This is a genomic window from Bradyrhizobium sp. STM 3557 (assembly GCF_045571465.1).
GTDB lineage: Bacteria > Pseudomonadota > Alphaproteobacteria > Rhizobiales > Xanthobacteraceae > Bradyrhizobium.
Genome location: NZ_CP120697.1, coordinates 131666 through 151097 on the forward strand (window position 1 = coordinate 131666; position 19432 = coordinate 151097).

Annotated in this window: 19 protein-coding genes and 1 tRNA gene; 10 read left to right on the plus strand and 10 right to left on the minus strand. The window is 63.2% G+C overall.

Annotated features, from left to right (window positions below; translation table 11 throughout):
* The first annotated feature begins 31 nt into the window (after positions 1-31).
* The 6 genes from ugpA to P6U24_RS00600 all read left to right on the plus strand — a co-directional run bounded on the left by ugpA (position 32) and on the right by P6U24_RS00600 (position 4494).
* Complete coding sequence (ugpA, locus tag P6U24_RS00575) at positions 32-913, plus strand: sn-glycerol-3-phosphate ABC transporter permease UgpA (RefSeq protein ID WP_407157286.1); 882 nt, start codon at positions 32-34, stop codon at positions 911-913.
* Positions 913-1761 carry a sn-glycerol-3-phosphate ABC transporter permease UgpE gene (ugpE, locus tag P6U24_RS00580; protein WP_407157287.1) on the plus strand — a complete coding sequence of 283 codons (849 nt, stop codon included), beginning with the start codon at positions 913-915 and terminating at the stop codon, positions 1759-1761. The genes ugpA and ugpE overlap by 1 nt, the downstream gene beginning before the upstream one ends.
* A 120-nt stretch (positions 1762-1881) precedes the next feature.
* Positions 1882-2970, plus strand: coding sequence for a sn-glycerol-3-phosphate import ATP-binding protein UgpC (locus tag P6U24_RS00585; protein WP_407157288.1), 1089 nt, complete (start codon positions 1882-1884; stop codon positions 2968-2970).
* A gap of 133 nt (positions 2971-3103) precedes the next feature.
* A complete protein-coding gene (locus P6U24_RS00590; protein WP_407157289.1) occupies positions 3104-3529 on the plus strand; it encodes an Hsp20 family protein in 426 nt (141 codons plus the stop codon).
* A gap of 59 nt (positions 3530-3588) precedes the next feature.
* The gene (locus P6U24_RS00595; RefSeq protein WP_407157290.1) at positions 3589-3852 is read left to right on the plus strand and encodes a DUF1150 family protein; all 264 of its coding nucleotides are present in this window, start codon (positions 3589-3591) and stop codon (positions 3850-3852) included.
* A 126-nt stretch (positions 3853-3978) separates the two neighbouring features.
* Positions 3979-4494, plus strand: a complete 516-nt coding sequence (locus tag P6U24_RS00600; RefSeq protein ID WP_407157291.1) for a GNAT family N-acetyltransferase — start codon at positions 3979-3981, stop codon at positions 4492-4494.
* A gap of 22 nt (positions 4495-4516) precedes the next feature.
* On the opposite strand, the gene ptsN is transcribed toward P6U24_RS00600, so the two are convergent.
* The 7 genes from ptsN to P6U24_RS00635 form a co-directional block, all read right to left on the minus strand.
* Positions 4517-4978, minus strand: a complete 462-nt coding sequence (ptsN, locus tag P6U24_RS00605) for a PTS IIA-like nitrogen regulatory protein PtsN (protein ID WP_407157292.1) — start codon at positions 4976-4978, stop codon at positions 4517-4519.
* A 232-nt stretch (positions 4979-5210) separates the two neighbouring features.
* Positions 5211-5798 carry a ribosome hibernation-promoting factor, HPF/YfiA family gene (gene hpf, locus P6U24_RS00610; protein WP_407157293.1) on the minus strand — a complete coding sequence of 196 codons (588 nt, stop codon included), beginning with the start codon at positions 5796-5798 and terminating at the stop codon, positions 5211-5213.
* A 60-nt stretch (positions 5799-5858) separates the two neighbouring features.
* Positions 5859-7490: an RNA polymerase factor sigma-54 gene (gene rpoN / locus P6U24_RS00615; RefSeq protein ID WP_407157294.1), complete on the minus strand. Its 1632-nt coding sequence runs from the start codon at positions 7488-7490 to the stop codon at positions 5859-5861.
* Between the two features lie 225 nt (positions 7491-7715).
* Positions 7716-8723, minus strand: a complete 1008-nt coding sequence (gene lptB, locus P6U24_RS00620) for an LPS export ABC transporter ATP-binding protein (RefSeq protein ID WP_407157295.1) — start codon at positions 8721-8723, stop codon at positions 7716-7718.
* A gap of 270 nt (positions 8724-8993) precedes the next feature.
* The gene (locus P6U24_RS00625; RefSeq protein WP_407157296.1) at positions 8994-9707 is read right to left on the minus strand and encodes an LptA/OstA family protein; all 714 of its coding nucleotides are present in this window, start codon (positions 9705-9707) and stop codon (positions 8994-8996) included.
* A 3-nt stretch (positions 9708-9710) separates the two neighbouring features.
* A complete protein-coding gene (lptC, locus tag P6U24_RS00630) occupies positions 9711-10454 on the minus strand; it encodes an LPS export ABC transporter periplasmic protein LptC (RefSeq protein ID WP_407157297.1) in 744 nt (247 codons plus the stop codon).
* A gap of 188 nt (positions 10455-10642) precedes the next feature.
* Complete coding sequence (locus tag P6U24_RS00635; protein WP_407157298.1) at positions 10643-11257, minus strand: ribonuclease D; 615 nt, start codon at positions 11255-11257, stop codon at positions 10643-10645.
* 213 nt (positions 11258-11470) lie between these two features.
* Here P6U24_RS00635 and P6U24_RS00640 point away from each other — a divergent pair, with 213 nt between their 5' ends.
* From P6U24_RS00640 to P6U24_RS00650, 3 genes are all read left to right on the plus strand, one after another.
* Positions 11471-12049 carry a TetR/AcrR family transcriptional regulator gene (locus P6U24_RS00640; protein ID WP_407157299.1) on the plus strand — a complete coding sequence of 193 codons (579 nt, stop codon included), beginning with the start codon at positions 11471-11473 and terminating at the stop codon, positions 12047-12049.
* 158 nt (positions 12050-12207) lie between these two features.
* Positions 12208-12696: a hypothetical protein gene (locus P6U24_RS00645; protein WP_407157300.1), complete on the plus strand. Its 489-nt coding sequence runs from the start codon at positions 12208-12210 to the stop codon at positions 12694-12696.
* Positions 12697-13161: 465 nt separating this feature from the next.
* Entirely contained in the window at positions 13162-13377 is a 216-nt protein-coding gene (locus tag P6U24_RS00650) for a hypothetical protein (protein WP_407157301.1), read from the plus strand.
* A gap of 29 nt (positions 13378-13406) precedes the next feature.
* Here P6U24_RS00650 and P6U24_RS00655 read toward each other — a convergent pair whose 3' ends face one another.
* The 3 genes from P6U24_RS00655 to P6U24_RS00665 all read right to left on the minus strand — a co-directional run bounded on the left by P6U24_RS00655 (position 13407) and on the right by P6U24_RS00665 (position 18158).
* Positions 13407-15500 carry a methyl-accepting chemotaxis protein gene (locus tag P6U24_RS00655; protein WP_407157302.1) on the minus strand — a complete coding sequence of 698 codons (2094 nt, stop codon included), beginning with the start codon at positions 15498-15500 and terminating at the stop codon, positions 13407-13409.
* 1105 nt (positions 15501-16605) lie between these two features.
* Positions 16606-17622 (minus strand): HWE histidine kinase domain-containing protein, encoded by a 1017-nt coding sequence (locus P6U24_RS00660; protein WP_407157303.1) that lies wholly within the window; start codon positions 17620-17622, stop codon positions 16606-16608.
* 449 nt (positions 17623-18071) lie between these two features.
* Positions 18072-18158 (minus strand) — tRNA-Leu (locus P6U24_RS00665).
* 212 nt (positions 18159-18370) lie between these two features.
* Here P6U24_RS00665 and P6U24_RS00670 point away from each other — a divergent pair.
* Positions 18371-19336, plus strand: coding sequence for a complex I NDUFA9 subunit family protein (locus P6U24_RS00670; protein ID WP_407157304.1), 966 nt, complete (start codon positions 18371-18373; stop codon positions 19334-19336).
* The last annotated feature ends 96 nt before the right edge of the window (positions 19337-19432 follow it).

The window sequence follows — 19432 nt, forward strand, 5'->3', positions numbered from 1 at the left end:
CGAGGCTTCGCGCCTGCCCGCTCCAATCGCCATGCAAAAGAACGCCATCTTCCAGTCAAAGCTGTTGCCCTACGCGCTGGTTGCACCGCAGCTCGCGATCGTCCTGATCTTTTTCTATTGGCCGGCAGCCCAGGCGGTGGTGCAATCCTTCCTGCTGCAGGACGCGTTCGGCCTCTCGACCAGCTTCGTCTGGTTTGAGAACTATCTGGATCTGCTGCACGACGCCGATTACTTCGCCACGGTCGTCCGCACCTTTTTCTTTTCATTCGCGATCGCGCTCTCCTCGCTGTCGCTTGCGCTGCTGCTCGCGGTCATGGCGGACAAGCCGCTGCGCGGCGGCACGCTCTATCGCACGCTCCTCATCTGGCCCTATGCCGTGGCGCCGCCCGTGGTCGGCGTGCTCTGGATCTTCATGCTGCACCCCTCGCTTGGCGTGCTCGCGCGCTATCTGCGCGCCATGGGCATCGACTGGAATCCGCTGCTCGACGGCGATCAGGCGGCGCTGCTCATCATTCTCGCCGCCGCCTGGAAGCAGATCTCGTATAATTTCCTGTTCTTCCTTGCGGGACTGCAGAGCATTCCGAAAAGCGTGATCGAGGCGGCCGCGATCGATGGCGCCCGCCCGATGCGGCGCTTCTGGACCGTGATCTTTCCGCTGCTGTCGCCGACGATCTTCTTCCTGCTCGTCGTCAACATCGTCTACGCCTTCTTCGATACGTTCGGCATCATCGACACGATGACCCGCGGCGGCCCCGGCACGTCGACGGTCACGCTGGTCTACAAGGTCTATACCGAGGGCCTGATCGGCGGCAATCTCGGCTCCTCGGCGGCGCAATCGGTGATCCTGATGGTCATCGTCATCGTGCTGACGGCGATCCAGTTCCGCTTCGTCGAGCGCAAGGTGACCTACTGATGGTCGAGCAAGAGGGCATCCGGCGTTACGTCGCGCACGTCATCCTCTGGATCGGGATCGCCATCGTCGCCTTCCCGGTCTATCTCGCCTTCATCGCCTCCACGCAGGACAATGCCGTCATCGCGAACGGGCAGATGTCGCTGCTGCCAGGCGGTCGTTTCCTGCAAACCTACTACCAGACCATCTTCATCGGCACGAGCGGCTCGACCCGCGAGCCGGTCGGCACCATGCTCCTGAACTCGCTGGTGATGGCGCTGCTGGTCGCGGTCGGCAAGATCGCGATCTCGATCATCTCGGCCTATGCGATCGTCTATTTCCGCTTTCCGTTCCGGATGACGATCTTCTGGGTCATCTTCATCACGTTGATGCTGCCGGTGGAAGTGCGCATCTACCCGACCTACAAGATCACGGCCGACCTGCATCTGCTCGATAGCTATGCCGGGCTGACGCTGCCTTTGATTGCGTCGGCGACCGCGACGCTGCTGTTCCGGCAGTTCTTCATGACCGTCCCGGACGAGCTCCTGGAAGCCTCGCGCATCGACGGCGCCGGGCCGCTCCGCTTCTTCTGGGATACGCTGTTGCCGCTGTCGCGCACCAACATGGCGGCGCTGTTCGTGATCCTGTTCATTCTCGGCTGGAATCAATATCTCTGGCCGCTGCTGATCACGACGCGCGACGACATGCAGACGATCCAGATCGGCATCCGCAAGATGATCACCACCACCGACGCGCTGACGGAATGGCCGATCGTGATGGCGACGGCCGTGCTCGCGATGCTCCCGCCGGTCTTCGTCGTCGTCGTCATGCAGAAACTGTTCACGCGCGGACTGGTGGAGACGGAAAAGTGAGGAGGGCGAATAGGGAATGGCGAATAGCGAGTAGGGACGTCCTTGGCGCGATCCATTTGCTATTCGCGATCCGCTATTCGCGTCTCTCGAACAAACACATGCTGCGCGTTGGAATCTTCCATGGCTAATGTCACGCTCCGCAACGTCCGCAAGACCTATCAAGGCGGATTCGACGCCATCAAGGGCATCGATTTCGAGGTCGGCGACGGCCAATTCTGCGTGCTGGTCGGCCCCTCCGGCTGCGGCAAGTCCACGCTGCTGCGGATGGTCGCAGGGCTGGAGACGATCACCTCTGGTGAGATCGACATCGGCGGCCGGATCGTCAACCAGGTCGAGCCGGCCGATCGCGACATCGCGATGGTGTTCCAGAATTACGCGCTCTACCCCCATATGAGCGTGTACAACAACATGGCCTATGGGCTGCGCAACCGCGGCATGGCCGAGGCCGAAATCAAGACCCGCGTCGAGGAAGCGGCGCGCATCCTCGAGCTCGGCGCGATGCTCCAGCGCAAGCCGCGGCAATTGTCCGGCGGCCAGCGCCAGCGCGTGGCCATGGGCCGCGCCATCGTGCGCCAGCCGAAGGTATTCCTGTTTGACGAGCCGCTGTCCAATCTCGATGCCAAGCTGCGCATCGCAATGCGGGTCGAGATCCGCAAGCTGCAGCGGCGGCTGGCGACCACGGCGATCTATGTCACTCATGACCAGCTCGAGGCGATGACGCTGGCCGATATCCTGGTCGTGATGAATGCCGGACAGATCGAGCAGATTGGAAATCCGCTCGAGATCTATCACAAGCCGGCCACGACCTTTGTCGCCTCGTTCATCGGTGCTCCTCCAATGAACCTGATCAAGCTAGACGAGCCGGGCATCAAGGCGCAGCTCGGCGCCAGCCCGGCAATGGACGAAGCCGGCATTCTTGGCATCCGTCCGGAGCATTTCGAGGTGGCGGACAGCGCCCCCGCCGGCGGCGTGGCGCTGGAGCTTTCGGTCGAGGCGATCGAGCATGTCGGCGCCGAAAGCTATGTCTATGGGGCACGACGCCGCGATGCCGATGATGACGGCTTGAGCCTTGCGGCCACAGTCGGCGACATTATCGTGCGCGTGCCCGGCGATACCGCCCCCGGCATCGGCGAGCGGATCCGCGCCTGCGCGCCGCGCGAGAGGCTGCACCTGTTCTCGGCCGATGGCCGACGGCGCATCAACCCTTAACCTGTTCCGGGTATGGATCGTTCCGGCCTCTGTCCGGCGCTTGAACGCGCCGGGGAGATGCCCATATTGCTGTGCAAGGGGTGCCAATAGGGCCCTGAAACATCAAAGTCGCTTCGAGAGGACTTTGTAAACTATGTCGCGTGTTCCATCGCTCTCCAGTCCGTTCCTGCTGGGCTTCGACGAGATCGAGCGTGTGCTCGACCGCGTGGTCAAGGGTGCCGACGGCTATCCGCCCTACAACATAGAGCGGTTCGAGCGCACCAATGGCCAGCCCGAGCGCTTACGGATCACGCTGGCGGTGGCGGGTTTTACCCGCGATCAACTCGATGTCACCATTGAGGAAAACCAGCTCGTGATCCGCGGCCGTCAGCAGGACGACAAGGCTCGGCAATACATCCATCGCGGCATCGCCGCGCGCCACTTCCAGCGCACTTTCGTGCTGGCGGAGGGGATGCAGGTGCAGGGCGCGGACCTGAAGAACGGGCTTTTGTCGATCGATCTGATCCGGCCTGAGCCGGAGCGTATCGTTAAGACAATCGCTATCAATGAACACGAATAATGGATCGTATGGAACGAGTAGCGGACTCGACCGCTTAAGTCTCAGAAGGAGTCGAGACCATGACTGAAGGTATCGTCGCGTCGGAATCGAACGTCTCGCTGGAATCGCTGGCGACGCTGGGCGAGGGCCATATCGCCTATGTCAAGCAGATCCGGTCCGAGGACGTTCCCGATCTCTTCCCGCAGGCGCCGCGCATTGCGCCCGGCCTGAAGCTGTTTGCGCTCCATGCCGCCGACGGCACGCCGATCATGCTCACCGATAGCCGCGAAGCGGCGATCGCCAATGCGTGGAGCCACGAGCTCCAGGCCGTGAGCGTGCACTAAGCGTCAAGCGCGGCTCTCGCGGCAGTTGCTGACGCGGCGGCCGAGATCCGAGCAGCGCAGAGAATTTCATGATACGCGGGTGGTATCCTTCCGGAGCCGCCCGCGTATTTTTTTGCCGCGCTGGATATGAATTCGAATCAGCTCAGCCTCGACCGCCTCACGCTCGCCGATGCGCTGTCGGACACGCCGCTCGGGAGTGCCCTGCTCGCGCTCAACAATGCGCATGCGAGCGAACTATCATGGCTCGAGCCGTCCGGCCTCGCGGGCCTCGTGGCGCAAGCGTGGCTGGCTTTGCGGATCGGCGAGGTCGATGCATTCATGGTCGTGCTCGACGAGAGCGCTGCTTACGACAGCCCGAACTTCCGCTGGTTTCGCGCGCGCTATCCCCGCTTCCTCTATGTCGACCGCATCGTGGTCGCATCGCACGCGCGCGGGCGAGGACTGGCGCGACAACTCTATGATGCGCTGATCGAGGCGGCATCGCAGAGGGGCCATGAGCGCATCGTCTGCGAGGTCAATATCAGCCCGCCCAACCCGGCCTCGGATGCCTTCCACGCTGCGCTCGGCTTTGTCGAGATCGGACAGGCCAGCATCCATGGCGGTGCCAAGACAGTGCGCTATCTTGAGCGGTTATTGCCGTGACGGTGGAAAGCGCGCGGCTCAATCAGGCCGCGGAGGCCGGCGGCAGCGCCAGCACCGAATAGATCGCCTGGGCATCGCGGGAGGCGCGCAGCTTCTTGGCGACGTCCTGGTCGCGGAGCAGGCGCGCGATCCGCGCCAGCGCCTTGAGATGATCGGCGCCGGCGCCCTCGGGCGCCAGCAGCAGGAACACGAGGTCGACCGGCTGGCCGTCCATCGCCTCGAAATCGATCGGCCGCTCCAGGCGCGCGAACAGGCCGAACAGCTTCTCCAGCTTCGGCAGCTTGCCGTGCGGAATCGCAACGCCATAGCCGACGGCCGTGGTGCCAAGCTTCTCGCGTTGCAGCAGAACCTCGAAGATCGATCGCTCGTTCTGCGCGGTCAGGACAGCGGCGCGCGCTGCCAGCTCCTGCAGCGCCTGCTTCTTGCTGTTGACCTTCAAAGCCGGGAGAATCGCCTCGGGTGCGACCAGATCGGTAATCGGCATAGGGCGTTCCGAGGTGATTTGAACCGTCAGTGTGCGAGATAGGGCGGGACAGACCCGCGTCAAGAAGGTGAGGCCGCGGGCCGCACGGCCCTGTCCAACGCGGGGGCCTTCTACCCCAATGCAACGGCGGTGCCAACTCCCGCAAGCATGTTTCCTGCGACCTATCCTTAAGATCGTAGCCTCAAGGACCAGCCGACCATGACATCCTCAAGGCGGCAGGCTGAAGGCAAATTCAGGCCTTTACAGCGGGCGGATCGACCCACCCGATATTGCCATCGGCGCGGCGGTAGATGATGTTCACCCGCCCGCTGGAGCCATGCTGGAATACCAGGCAAGGCGCACCCGTCAGGTCGAGTTCCAGCACGGCCTCCGACACCGAGAGCCGCTTCAACGCCGTGGTTGCTTCTGCGATAATTACGGGATTGTAGCCGGTGACCTCCTCCTCGCCCTCGCCGGGCGCCTCGATGACGTAGCTTGGCGCGTCCAGCCCGGCGAGCGCGGCGGACGCCGCGGCAGTCTTGCGGGCGGAGCGATCCTTGAGCCGGCTCTTGTAGCGGCGCAGCCGTTTCTCGATCATCAGCAGCGCCTGGTCGGCGCTGGCATAGGCATCCTGGGCGTTCGATTCCGCCTCCAGCGTGATTCCCGAATCAAGATGCAGCGCGCAATCGGTGCGGAAGCCGAAGCCATCCTTGGAAACCGTAATATGGCCCGAATAATTGCCGTCGAAATATTTGCGCAGCACCTCCTCGGTGCGCTCGTTGACGCGGCCGCGCAGCGCCTCGCCGACGCTGATGCTTTTTCCGGAAATCCTCAGGGTCATTTGCTACCTCGATGAAGGTGGGCCGGACCTGCAGACTATTCCGATTTGGGCCGCACGCAATCAGGCGGAGGCGGTGTCTCTGGATCGGTCGGAGCTGGATGACGAGGTCGAGAGGGCATGGCCCAGCATGCTCTGCTTATCGCGCCGCCGCTGGACCGATGATGGTATCCGCATCGCCTCGCGGTATTTCGCCACGGTGCGGCGGGCGATGTCGATGCCGGACGCACGCAGCCGTTCGACGATGGTGTCGTCGGACAGGATCGCGTTAGGCGCCTCGGCATCGATCAGTTGCTTGATGTGATGCCGCACGGCTTCGGCGGAATGCGCCTCGCCGCCGTCGGCGGAGGCGATCGAGGCGGTGAAGAAATATTTCAGCTCGAAGGTGCCGCGATTGGTCGCCATGTATTTGTTGGCGGTGACGCGCGACACCGTCGATTCATGCATCTGGATCGCGTCCGCGACCGCTTTCAGATTCAGCGGCCGCAGATGCGCGACGCCGTGGGTGAAGAAGCCGTCCTGCTGCCGCACGATCTCGGTCGCGACTTTCAGGATGGTGCGGGCGCGCTGATCGAGCGCGCGCACCAGCCAGGTCGCGTTCTGCAGGCAGTCGGTGAAGTAGGATTTGTCGCCGTCCTTGCGGATCGTCTTCGACAGCTCCGTGTAGTAGACCTGATTGACCAGCACGCGCGGCAAGGTGTCGCTGTTGAGCTCGACCAGCCAACCGCCGTCCGGACCAGGCCGCACATAGACGTCGGGCACCATAGTCTGCGTGCGCGTGGTGCCGAACTTCAGGCCCGGCTTCGGATCGAGCCGCTTGATCTCGCCGATCATGTCGACGAGATCCTCGTCATCGACGCCGCAGAGCTTGCGCAAGCCGGCGAAGTCCCGCTTCGCCAAGAGGTCGAGATGCTCGACCAGCGAGCGCATCGCCGGATCGTAGCGGTCGAGCTCGCGGAGCTGGATCGCCAGGCATTCGCTCAAATTGCGCGCGCAGATTCCCGGCGGATCGAATGTCTGCAGCACCGCGACTACGGCATCGACATCTTCCGTTTCCGCACCGAGCCGCTCGGCGACCTGACCGAGATCGGCCGGCAGATAGCCGGACTCGTCGACGAGATCGATCAGATACTGGGCGATCAGCCGGTCGGCGGGCGTGACGAAGGCCACCGCCGCCTGCTCGGCGAGATGATCCGATAGCGTGGTCTCGGCGGCGACAAAGGCCTCGAGATTGTAGTCCTCGTCGCTGGAGGCACCGCCACCCCATTCGGTATAGGTGTTCGGTGGCGCGTCCTGGGCGTTCCGGGCGGCGGCTTCCGCCGGCTCTTCGGAGAACACATTGTCGAGGCCCGTGTCGAGGGTCTGCTCGATCTCGGTGCGGCTGCCGAGATCGCGACTCATCCAGTCTTCCTGGCTTGGCTCGAAGCTCTCGGCGCCGCCGCCGTCACTGAACTCGTCGCCGGCGCCGCCCTCGGATGCGGCGTATTCGGCGCGCTCGGGGGCGGACTCACCGGCCACAGGCGGCTCCGGCCCGTCGCTGGCGCGCTCGAGCAACGGATTCCGTTCAAGCTCCTCTTCCACGAAAGTGGAGAGATCGAGATTGGAGAGCTGCAGCAGCTTGATCGCCTGCATCAGCTGCGGCGTCATCACCAGCGATTGCGACTGGCGGAATTCTAATCTCTGCGTCAGCGCCATGGAGGCAAGAACGTTCCCTAGAGATGGTCCAATTCTTGCTTATCTCAGTCCTGACCCGATGTACACGGGTTGACGAATAAGAAAAACGGAGTATGGCGCGGCGCAGCAGACCTAGTTACCGCCGCGCATCACAAGCATCCGGACTGTACCGAAATAGACGCTTCTGGCTTCTGCTTTGACGCGCTTTCTTGACGCGAACCGGTATCCACTTCGCTTGAAAACGCTCTACAGCCTGAATTCCTCGCCGAGATAGAGCCGGCGCACATCAGGATCGGCGACGATCTCCTCCGGGCTGCCCTCGGTCAGGATCTGGCCGGCATAGACGATGTAGGCGCGATCGGTCAGGCCCAGCGTCTCGCGCACATTGTGGTCGGTGATGAGCACGCCGATGCCGCGATTGGTGAGATGGCGCACCAGCTGCTGAATGTCGCCAACCGCGATCGGGTCGATGCCGGCAAAGGGCTCGTCGAGCAGCATGTAGTTCGGTCGGGTGGCGAGCGCGCGGGCGATCTCGACGCGGCGGCGTTCGCCGCCGGACAGCGCGATCGATGGCGATTTGCGCAGCCGCGTGATGGTGAACTCCTCCAAGAGCGCATCGAGCTCGCGCTCGCGCTTCTTGCGCGACGGCTCGACCACTTCGAGCACGGCGCGGATATTCTGCTCCACGGTGAGGCCGCGAAAGATCGAGGCCTCCTGCGGCAGATAGCCGATGCCGAGCCGGGCGCGTTGATACATCGGCAGCCGCGTGACGTCGTGGCCGTCGAGCTCGATGGCGCCGCGGTCGGCCTTGATCAGCCCGGTGATCATGTAGAACACGGTGGTCTTGCCGGCGCCGTTCGGCCCGAGCAGGCCGACCGCCTCGCCGCGGCGGACATAGATCGAGACGCCGCGCACCACCTGGCGGCTGCCAAAGCTCTTTTCGATGTTGTGCACGGCGAGGAAGCCCGGTCGGCGCAGCAATTGCTGCCCACCGGCATTGCTCGCCTTCGGCTTGGCCCTGCGCTGCAAGGTCTCGGTGTTCTGCGGCGAGCGCGGATTGATGCGCGGCCGAGGCTGCTCACTCAGTTGTTCGCGTGGCTGCTCGCGCGCGGTTTCCGCCAGCATCGCCAAAGGATCGTCAAAGGGATCATCCATGGACGCATCGAGCGCGGTGATGTCGTCCCGCGCACGTCCCGATCCGCGCTGGCCGCGCTGGGCAGGACGCCGACCGAACTTGCCGAATATGTCCACCATCCCCGTTCGCTTACGCCTTTTCGAAGGTGCCCTCGTCTGCCGCAGCAGCCTTGATTCGTCCTCGTCTCGTCCGTGAACGAACCGATATGCCCCTGCCCTCCGGACCACCTTCGACCTCAGGGCTGGATCTTAAGCGTCAATGCTCGATCGTTTCGGCTTCCGCCCTTCGCAGCTCATTGCGGCGCGAAAGCGGAAGCTGCCGTCCGCTAGATAGAACGCGACATCGACGGGTTCAACGGAGGGCGGAGACGAAATCGCAAGCCGTTGACGTCATTTCGGTTTATTGACGCCCGGCAGCTGCAGCGGCGAGCCGCCCTTGGCGCTTGCACCATCGGAGCCGCAACCGCCACCGCTCCCACCGCCGGAGCCGTTGCCCTGCGGCAACAGCACCTGCACGCCGCGGCCGCTATCGGATTCCACACGCGACACGCCCGTGGTCATGTCGACAGTCAGCCGGTCGCCGCGCATCACGTTCTTGCACTGGGTGAGCACCACACCGCCTTGCATCGTGATCAGGTTGGTCTTGGGGTCGAACACCGCCGTCTCGCCGGTGACGACCTGGTCCTTCTGGGTCACCATGACATTGCCGCGCGCCTCCAGCCGCTTGATGGAGGACGAGCCGCCGGGCCCGGGCGTCGCGGCCTGCATCGTTGCGCCCTTCGCCGGCTTGGCGCCCGAAGCGCCGGAGCCGCCGCCTTCGTAGAACACCACCAGCGTCTTCGACGTCATGGTGGTGTCACCCTGCGTCACCTTCACATTGCCGGAGAAGGTCGCTTCCTTCTTCTTGTCCTGCATCTCCAGAGAGGCGGCCTCGATCTGGATCGGCTGGTCGCGGTTTTGCGAGAAGCCCTGCAGCGCGTTCGGCACGCCGGTCGACGAGCTCTGCGCATGCACGACGTGATGCGCCGCCGACAGCAGCAGCAAGGCAGCGAGCGTGCGCGAGAGGCCCGCGCGTGCGAATAGCGAGTTGGATCGTCCAGTCATGAATCACTTCGCATTAGTTGTCTTCGGCCGACGCGTCCGTTGCGGCGGCGGAGCGGGCGCCGGCTCGGCGGTAGCCTCGCTCTGCACGGACGCAGGATTGCCGCCGTCGAGATTGACCAGGTTCATCACCACATGGCCCTCGAAGCGGATGACATCGCCATTGTCGGTGATTCGCAGCCGGTCGGCGGTCAGCGTGCCGTTGGTGAGCTTGACGTCGACATGCTCGTCCGAGGACACGGTGCCCTTCGCCATGTCGGCATGCGCAGAGTTCAGCCGCGCTTCGTACCCGGTCGAGGTCGTCAGCAGGATGTCCTTGTGCAGATCCAGCACCTGCTGCTTGGTGTCGAACAGGCCGGTGCGGGCATCCAGCGTCACGGTCGAATGGTCCTCCATCAGCACCTTGGCGCGCAGGATCTTGAGCTCGACATGGTCGGGATCGGTCAGATCCTGGGTCGCGGTCTTGGCTACGAGATCATAGGGCCGCTGGTCCGGGGTGAAGCCGGTCAGATGTGGCGTTTCCATGGTGATCTTGCTGCCCGACACGACGAGATTGCCCGAGAGGTTGTCGGTCTTGATCTCCATGTGGAACGGGTTGAAGAGCGAGATGCCGATGACGAGCGCCATCGCCAATCCCACGGCAGTCGGCACCGCCAGCCGCAAGGCCCGGACCAGCCGGCTGTGCCGCGCAGCCAGCGCGAAGCGCGCTTCGAGCCCGGGATCATAGGCTGGGTTCTGGACCGAATTCACCGTGGCTCCAAGGCGAGGATCGAACCGGTATTTTACATGGCCTCAGCCGGCAATACAGCCGGGAACTGAGACCGGCGAATTCCAGGGCGGTCGCGGGCCGGCTCAAATGGCCTGAAAAGACGACCAAATTTGCGCCCGCCGGCAGATGGTTACGAGAGTTTAAGGATGTCGGCCTTGGAAATCCTGCCTCAAGAATGGGCAAAGATGTCCTCGGCCTCGAACCCCTGCAGGTCGAGCCGGGCGCGCGTGGGCAGGAAATCGAAGCAGGCCTGCGCGAATGCGGTCCGTCCCTCGCGCGCCAGCATCGCATCGAGGCGCTCGCGCAGAGCATGCAGGTGCAGCACGTCGGCGGCGGCATAAGCGAGCTGGGCCTCGCTCAAGCTATCGGCGCCCCAATCGCTCGATTGCTGCTGCTTCGACAGGTCGATGTTGAGCAGCTCGCGCACCAGGTCCTTCAGGCCGTGGCGGTCGGTGTAGGTGCGCGACAGCCGCGAGGCGATCTTGGTGCAGTAGAGCGGCTGCGGCATCACGCCGAACGCGTGATAGAGCGCCGCGATGTCGAAGCGGGCGAAATGGAAGATCTTCGTGACAGCGGGATTGCCGAGCAGCGCCTTCAGGTTCGGCGCATCCGTATGTCCCAGCGGGATCTGCACCACGTCCGCCGAGCCGTCGCCGGGCGAGAGCTGCACCACGCAGAGCCGGTCGCGATGCGGATTGAGCCCCATGGTCTCGGTGTCGATCGCGACGGACGAGGTGTAGCGGGAAAGATCAGGCAGGTCGCCGCGATGCAGGCGTACGGTCATGGGGAAGCCTCAACAGGTCAGGTCGCTAAAGGACCGGACACTAGTGCGGTGAATTTCAGGTTCCTATCAGTTTTTGCCGCTTCCTGTTTCTGCTCCAAATCTCCTGACGGTACGACCCGTAAATGACTGGAATCACGCACATATCGGAAATATGCTGATTGACCTACATATTATGTAGGTCGACATACCTATCGGCATTGGATATCTTGAGGCATGGGAAAGGCGGCCGATTCAAAGGCAAAGACACTCGCCGCCGCGGCGGCGCTGTTTCGCCGGCAAGGGTATCAAGGCACGGCCCTGCAGGACATTCTGGCCGCCGCCGGATCGCCCCGGGGTTCGCTCTATTTCCATTTCCCCAAGGGCAAGGAGGAGATCGGCTGCTCCGCGCTCACGCAGTCCGGCGAGACCGTCCGCAAGACCATTGCTCAGGCGGCCGAGTCCTCGGAGGACGCCGAGGCGTTCCTGACTCGCGTGATCAGGGGCATGGCGACTGATCTGGAAAAATCGAATTACCGAGACGGCTGCCCGATCGCGACCACGGCGCTCGAGACATCAGCGCAATCCGAGGCGCTGGGCGCGACGAGCCGGACCGCATTCCAGAAATGGGAGCTGGAGATCAAGCGCGGGCTGTTCCGCTTCGGCCTGTCGGCCGGTGATGCCGACCTGGTCGCCACCCTGGTGCTCAGCCAGCTCGAAGGCGCGCTGCTGCTGTCGCGCACCTATCGCAGCCTCGAACCGCTGCACCGCGCCGAACTGGCGCTGAAGCTGCTGCTGCGGGTCAGAGGTGCTTGAGCAGCGCCAGCGTGGCGCTCACCCCGCACGTGCCGCGAGTCGAGCCGCTTCGTTCGGATTTTCATCTCGCCGGTATGATGTTGTGCACTGGTGTGGTCTACGCTCTCGAAACGCGACGAACGAGTTCGCGCTGACAGCAAGCGCTCGCAATGATGTCCATGACCGCACCCGATCAGCTTGCCGAGCTTCTGAAGACGAGCTTCCCGGTGGAGCCCCTGCCCCGCTTTTTTTGGATTGAGGGCGGAGGACGGCCGGTCGGCGACATACCCGAAGAACTTGAGAGACGACTTACGCACCGGCGCTGGGTCGATGTCACGATGCATGACTGGACGATGATCGGTCCTGCCTGCTTCGCCAAGCTCTACCTGCATCCTGACGCGTTCCGCTATTATTTGCCATCGCTGCTGCTCGGCGTGCTCGACGACAGTGGCTATCTCGATTGGGCGCTCGAGTGCCTGCTGCCGGCCGGACGCAGGCGCCGCACTGACCGTGCGGAGTGGACGGACTTCTGGAATGGCTTCTCGGTGCAGCAACTTGAAGCCATCCGCTCATATTTCAGAGGCATCCGATCCATCCTTGGCGCGTCCATGGGTCCCGCCAATCAACATCTCTACGATGAGATCGAAGCGATCTGGGGCCGACTGTGATCGTCGATCGCGAAGCGCGGCGCACTGGACAATGCAGCAATCCATGACGCCGAACCGAAATTGGCGAGCGTGAATAAAATGGCGTCACTTCCGCATTTCCTGAATCTGGATCTGGTCTTGAAATCGAACTCGGATCTCAGCCCACTCATCGATCATTTGGATGAAAGAGTTTTTGTGCTCCAGCATCAGAAGCACGAGCAGCAATCTCTTCTCGCCCTCGAACTCAATGTCGAAGGCCCAATTGAGGATGCAGGATGGTGCACGAGGCGCTTCCGGATGCGGCGCGCGAGCTTTGGAACAGCTGCACCTCTCGTACCTTCTCCTACGGCTTTGAAAGCGGACACGAGCACCCCGTGCTCGACACGACAATCAGCTCCGACTTACTTCTGCGAATAGCAAAGCTCGGTGTGGACATTGGGATTACAGTCTATCCCTGTCCAGCTAAAGCCGATCGAGATTCGGAAAATGGGTGACCGATCAGGAGCGCCGGAGACCGAGGCAGATGCCGCGAAGCTCAGCCTCAGCGAGCTGAACAGGTTCATCAGCTACGCCAAATATCGCGCGCTGCACGCGAAGCTCTCGGCCTCATTGAGAAAATCAGCGATGAAACGGCTGGTATGGCTTGAAACCCAACGCGAGCGGCTCCATGGCATTCCCGCCCCGGACCGCGGCAGGTTCTGATTCCGCGCGAAGGATAGTTTCACCGCCGCCTACGCCGCCCGGATCCTGCTGAGGAAGTCGTTGACCTGATCGCCGAGATGCTGGCTCTCGCTTTCAAGCATCTCCGAGGCGCGCTTGACGTTGTGAGCCGCGGCCGCCGCGGCGTCGGCGTCCGATTTGACGCCGGTGATGTTCTCGGAAACGTTCTTGGTGCCTTGCGCGGCGAACTGCGTGCTCCGGGTGATTTCCTGCGTCGCTGCGCCCTGCTCCTGCACGGCGGCGGCGATCGCGGTTGCAACCTCGTTGACCTCGCCGATGATGCTGCCGATGCCCTTGATGGCGTCGATGGCCTCATTGGCGACCTTCTGAATGTCGGCGATCTGCTCGGAGATCTCGTCCGTCGCCTTCGCGGTCTGGCTGGCCAGCGATTTCACCTCGGAGGCGACCACGGCAAAGCCCTTGCCAGCCTCGCCCGCGCGCGCGGCCTCGATGGTGGCATTGAGCGCCAGCAGGTTGGTCTGGGCCGCGATGCTGTTGATCAGGCCGACGACCTCTCCGATCCGGCTCGCCGATTGCGCCAGCCCCTGCACGGTGCCATCGGTCTGCCTGGCCTGATCGACAGCACGGCTGGCAATACCGGCCGCATGCGCCGCCTGCTTGCTGATATCGCCGATCGAGGCGCTGAGTTGTTCGGCGGCGGCGGCGACATTCTCGACGCTGGTCGAGGCGTCGCCGGAGGCTTGCTGCGCGATCTCGACCTTCTGGTTGGTATGGCGCGAGACCTCGGACAATTCGGTCGACGTATTGCGCATCTGGTCGGATGCGCCGCTGAGCTGCTTCAGCGTGTTGCGCATGGTGGTTTCGAACTCGGCGACATGGGACTCGACGGCGCGTTGGCGCGCGGTTGCATGAGCATTGCGCTCCTGCTCCTGCATTTCGATCCGCGCCTTTTCTTCGGCCTGCTGCTTGAAGGTTTCCAGCGCGCCGGCAAGCGCACCGATCTCGTCATGCCGGTCGGCGTAACCGATATCGACGGCCAGATCGCCCGAAGCCACTTTGAGCATGGAGTCACGGATGTCGTGCAGCGGCTTGATGACGCGATGGCTGACCGCCGCCATGCTCACGAATGCCAGCGTCAGCGCGCCCGCCAGCAGCACCAGTTGCAGAATCAGCGATCGCTGCTGATAGGCGATCTGCGCCTTGGTGTGGGCTTTGGCTTCGTCGAGCGCCGTTTCGGCAAGCTTCACCGCGCTGCTCATGCGTCCGACGATCAGCGGCGTGAAGCTCGTCGCGGCTATTTCCGGCTTCTCTCCCGTGGCCAGCGCATTCACGATGCGATCGCAGAGTGCCAGGAATTGCGGATCGAAAAACGCGGCCTTGACGTCGGAAAACGCGGTGGTGAGGCTTGGCGGCAGCTGCATGCCCGACGCCGAAAGCTGCAGCGCAGACCACGCGGCCTCGGTCCCGCCGATGAGCTTCAGATAGGCCTTCTGCTGGTCCGGTGAAAGCTTGCCGCTATTGAGCGCATTGGACAGCATGATGGCGATGTCGCCCTTGGTGTAGCGCAGGAGCCATCCGGTCTGCTTGATCGCAAGCAGCTGGTCGACCACCGGATCGTGGTGGTTCACCGCCGCTGCGAGCGAAGCCGAGATCTTTTCCAGGTTGGCGATCAGGGCGTCGTTATTGTCGAAATATTCCTTGGCGAGCGACGGTCGCCTCGACGCCTTGGGCTGGTGGATCTGCTCCCAGGTTTCGGTCTGCAGCTTGAACAGGTCCTGACTCAGTCGCTGCAATTCGGGCAGTAGCGACGCCTTGCCCTCGAATTCGGCCTGCGGCAACACTTCGAGCGCGGCCTTCAGCGCCGGCGTCTCGCCGTCGCGCAGGCCGCGAAGATAGTCCTCGGTCTCGGCCGCAATCGGAACGTCTGAATTCAGGGACCGGAATGTCGTGGACCGGTCGGTCCGCAGATTGTGCATGGCGCGGAAGGCATGCGCCGAGGCGTCCGCGACCACCGCAACACGCTCGTCGTCTCGGAGCCGTTGCCAGGAATCCCATGCCCCCAAAGCCAGAAGGATGGCGACGATCGCCGCCATGACGCCCATGACGAGTTTTAGCAGCGCAGAGACAGTGACGCGGTTCAGCATGGCGAGCCCCGATTTCCGCTGCCGAAAGTAGGCCAGAAAGGTAAATTTTCGCTCCAGTCGCTGGGTCGCGGTTCAGCCAAATCAGTTAGAACTCTGCCGCGTTTGTGCGCCATCGTCCGCAGCTTGCGGTTGTGGTCGGCGTTCTCGGGCGTCTGCCCGGTCAAGGCTCCTGCGGCACAAAAATCTGGAAGTGATGTGCGCGCCGACAATGCTCGGTTCGGGCCAGCTCACACCTGACGTATGACAAGCGGCCGAGCATTCGTGGCCTGCGCCCAGATCGCTCTACCCCGCGGGCGCACATACATGCATGTCAGCCATCTGCAAATTGCCCGTCGGGTTACTTTGTCGCACGCATGCGAGGTTGCGTCGTCGGGCAAATCAAGACGATTTTTGTCGGCGTCCCGCGCTCTTCCAAGAGGGGCGTTTCGCGATCGTCACGAACGTTGGGCGGGGGATGCGGTGGACGTGTCAGTGTTGCAGCGCGCATTCGCGAGCGGACGAACAGCATCGATGCGGACGTGAAGTCGTGTGGTCCTGGCGCCGCGGTGCTGGCGTCAAGTTCGTGATGCGCTTTGACGAGCATTGCGAGCGACGGGGGCAAGAGAGCCGGTCCCCGGGGAGAGTACGTATAAGCGTTAAAACCATCGCGCAGGGAAGGCCGGTTGTTCGGCACGTACCTGTGGTTCTGCCGCATGCTTTTTGTTGCACGCGGGCCATGGGTGCGGCCAGCACCCGGCCTTCCCTGCGCCCTCGATTTCCGAGGGTGACGTCTTAGCAAAGCTCGGACGCGACACGCGCCGCGAGAATGCGAGCACTTGCCACGACCTCATCGCGACGAGCACCGCAACGAAGGATCCAGAGACTTTACCGGCGAAAGATGGCGTGCAGCTGTTTGAAACGTAAATCGGAGTTGGCCCCCGGCCGCTCTTGCCGACTTCGCGGCCAGAGAATCAGTCAGCTGCGCCGCGTGGTGCCCTGAAAGGCAAAGCCTGATGCTGTCGAACTGCCCGGCGCGTTCGACGGGCAACGTCTGTCTGTCCGGCCGGCAAAGGTCGCTCAATCGGGAGGACTATCGGCAAGCCATCACTGCAGGGCAGCCGATGCTTCAGGCTGGAGCTGCGTCCGGTCGCTCAGCGTCTCTGGTTGCCAGCCCTGAGCCTGCGCTGTCAGATGCATCTTGGGAATGGCCGACGTCGAAGCAAACCCGGCAGGAGAGTCCGGTCGCCCGAAACTCCTTCGTAACGGACCCATTCACTTCGGCAAGGGCGGCGCGGATCAGTCGACTGCCTTGTCCAAGTGCTTTCGGCTCTGAAATCAGCGGCCCATCGAACTCAATCCAATTCACGGTCACCATTCCATCCTTCCGTTCCCAGGAAATACGAAGCCGGCCGCGTTCATTCGAAAGCGAACCGTGCTTGACCGCATTTGTGGTCAGCTCGTGGAATACCAAGGCCATGTTACGCGCGACCTTGGCGGGCAGCTCGAGCCGCTCCCCGTGCATCTCGACCCGCTGCTCGATCTGGTAGGGGTGAAACTCACTTGTCAGAACGCCGCGCAGATCGGGGTATTCATGAGACCTTATGATCAGCTCGTCCGCCTTCAATACGGCCCGAAGCCGCCCGCCGATAACGTCCGCCCTCTCTGGATCGTCCTTCAGCGTCGCCCGCACGATCGAGGAGACGACTGCCAACGTGTTCCCGGCCCGGTGGAGAAGTTCGTTGGCCACGAGCTCCTTCTCCTTCTGGCGCAGAATGGCCCGACTGAGCGCTGATCGAAACACATGCCCAAACCAGATCATCAGCACTGCACCAAATGCGAACAAGCCGAGATTGCTCACATTGCTGATGGAGAACTGGCCCAGGCCGGAGGGAGGCAGGAAGAAGATCCACCAGACGACCAGGGCGCTCACGACGGCAGCGAATGTCGCTGCGTACACGCCCGCGAACATGCTCACGATCAATACCGCGGGGATGTACGGGGCGAAATAGACGTTCGCGCCAAGAACCTTGGCGAAAACGAACATGATTGCGCTGCTGACACTGACGGCTACAGCGGCAAGCAGGAATGCCTCTGGCGATACGGGGTGCAGTCGAACTGCATATTTTTCCAGAAACCGGTTCACGCGCGGCACCTAGAGCGGTGCGGGATCGCCGCAAGGTTCTCGCAGATTGGAACCGAAGTGTTCCGCCCGTCAAGCCAATCGTACGGACGACATTGTAATTTCGAAGCCGTTGGGAAGCAGGTCGATTTGGGCGCCTGCGCGGATGCCGGCGAGACGTGGCGGGTGCAGCGGCCCAAGTCCTCCAGCATCGTTTGCCCAATGTCCGCGGCACGGCTGCGGGCTCGCAACGCTTGCCGGTCGCGCTCACCAGGCCGCGCTTGCAAAGCCAGCTTCTTCAGTTCGATCGGTCCCGCCGCCGGCAAGGACATCCGTCAGCGTCCTCGCGTCGAAGGACGGGATTGGAGGAGTCTGCGTGAGGAGGACCTGTGTCATCGCAGCCCTGAGCGCCGTGCTCCGGTCTGCGGCTCGAATCGCCTGCGATTTGGAGATAGCAGCCCCTTGGGAAGGGATGGTGCCCAGGAAAGGACTCGAACCTTCACGGCCGTTAAGCCACTGGCACCTGAAGCCAGCGCGTCTACCAATTCCGCCACCTGGGCATGTGGCCCGGTTACTACGGATCACCCGGCCGCTTGTCAAACCGCAGGAGCAGGTTTTGTGACGATTTTTCCCAAGGCGTGCCGAAAAATACTCCCACTTTTCCGCAAGGCGGGCGTTGCGCTATATAGCGGCGCATCAAAGGCGGCGCTCGCCGCTCAAGCGACCGGCCATCCCCGGCGGCAACGGCCAAACATCCCTTAGGAATCACGCCATGTCATCGAATCTGGACACCCTCGTCACGGTCTTCGGCGGCTCGGGCTTCCTCGGGCGGAACGTGGTGCGGGCGCTGGCCAAGCGCGATTACCGGATCCGGGTGGCGGTGCGGCGGCCGGAGCTGGCCGGCCATCTGCAGCCGCTCGGCCGGGTCGGCCAGATCCACAGCGTGCAGGCCAATATCCGCTACCCGGCGTCGGTCGAGGCGGCGATGCGAGGCTCCCATGTCGCCATCAACCTGGTCGGCATCCTGGCCGAGAGCGGCGCGCAGACCTTTGACGCGGTGCAGGCCAAAGGCGCGGAAACGGTAGCCAAGGCGGCGGCCGCAGTGGGCGCGCAGATGGTGCATGTCTCGGCGATCGGTGCTGACGCGAATTCGACCTCGGCCTACGCGCGCGCCAAGGCCGCCGGCGAGCAGGCGCTGCTGGCGGCGCTGCCGTCCGCCACCATCATGCGGCCATCGCTAATGTTCGGGCCCGAGGACCAGTTCACCAACCGCTTCGCGGGACTGGCGCGAATGCTGCCGGTACTGCCGCTGGTCGGCTGCGAGACCAAGATGCAGCCGGTCTATGTCGGCGACGTCGCCACCGCGATCGCCGACGCCGTCGACGGCAAGGCGCGCGAAGGCGCGATTTACGAGCTCGGCGGCCCGGAAGTGCTGACCTTCCGCGAAATCATCCAAATCATCCTCGATATCACCGACCGCAAACGCACGCTGCTGCCCTTGTCGTTCGGGCTGGCCAGGCTGCAGGCCGCCTTCCTCCAGTTCGCGCCCGGCGCGCTGAAGCTGACGTCCGACCAGGTCGAGCTGCTGCGTCACGACAACGTGGTGTCGGAGGCGGCCAAGACCGCGGGCCTGACCTTGGAGGGCCTCGGCATCACGCCGGATTCCCTGGAGGCGATCGCCCCGCAATATCTCTGGCGCTTCCGCCCCGCCGGGCAGTTCCAGCGCATGAATGCGTGATCGCCTGCGAAAATCGTGGGGTGGACACATGCGCCGCCCGCGTCATTGTGAGCGAAGCGAAGCAATCCAGGACACAGAAGAAGGTCTGGATTGCTT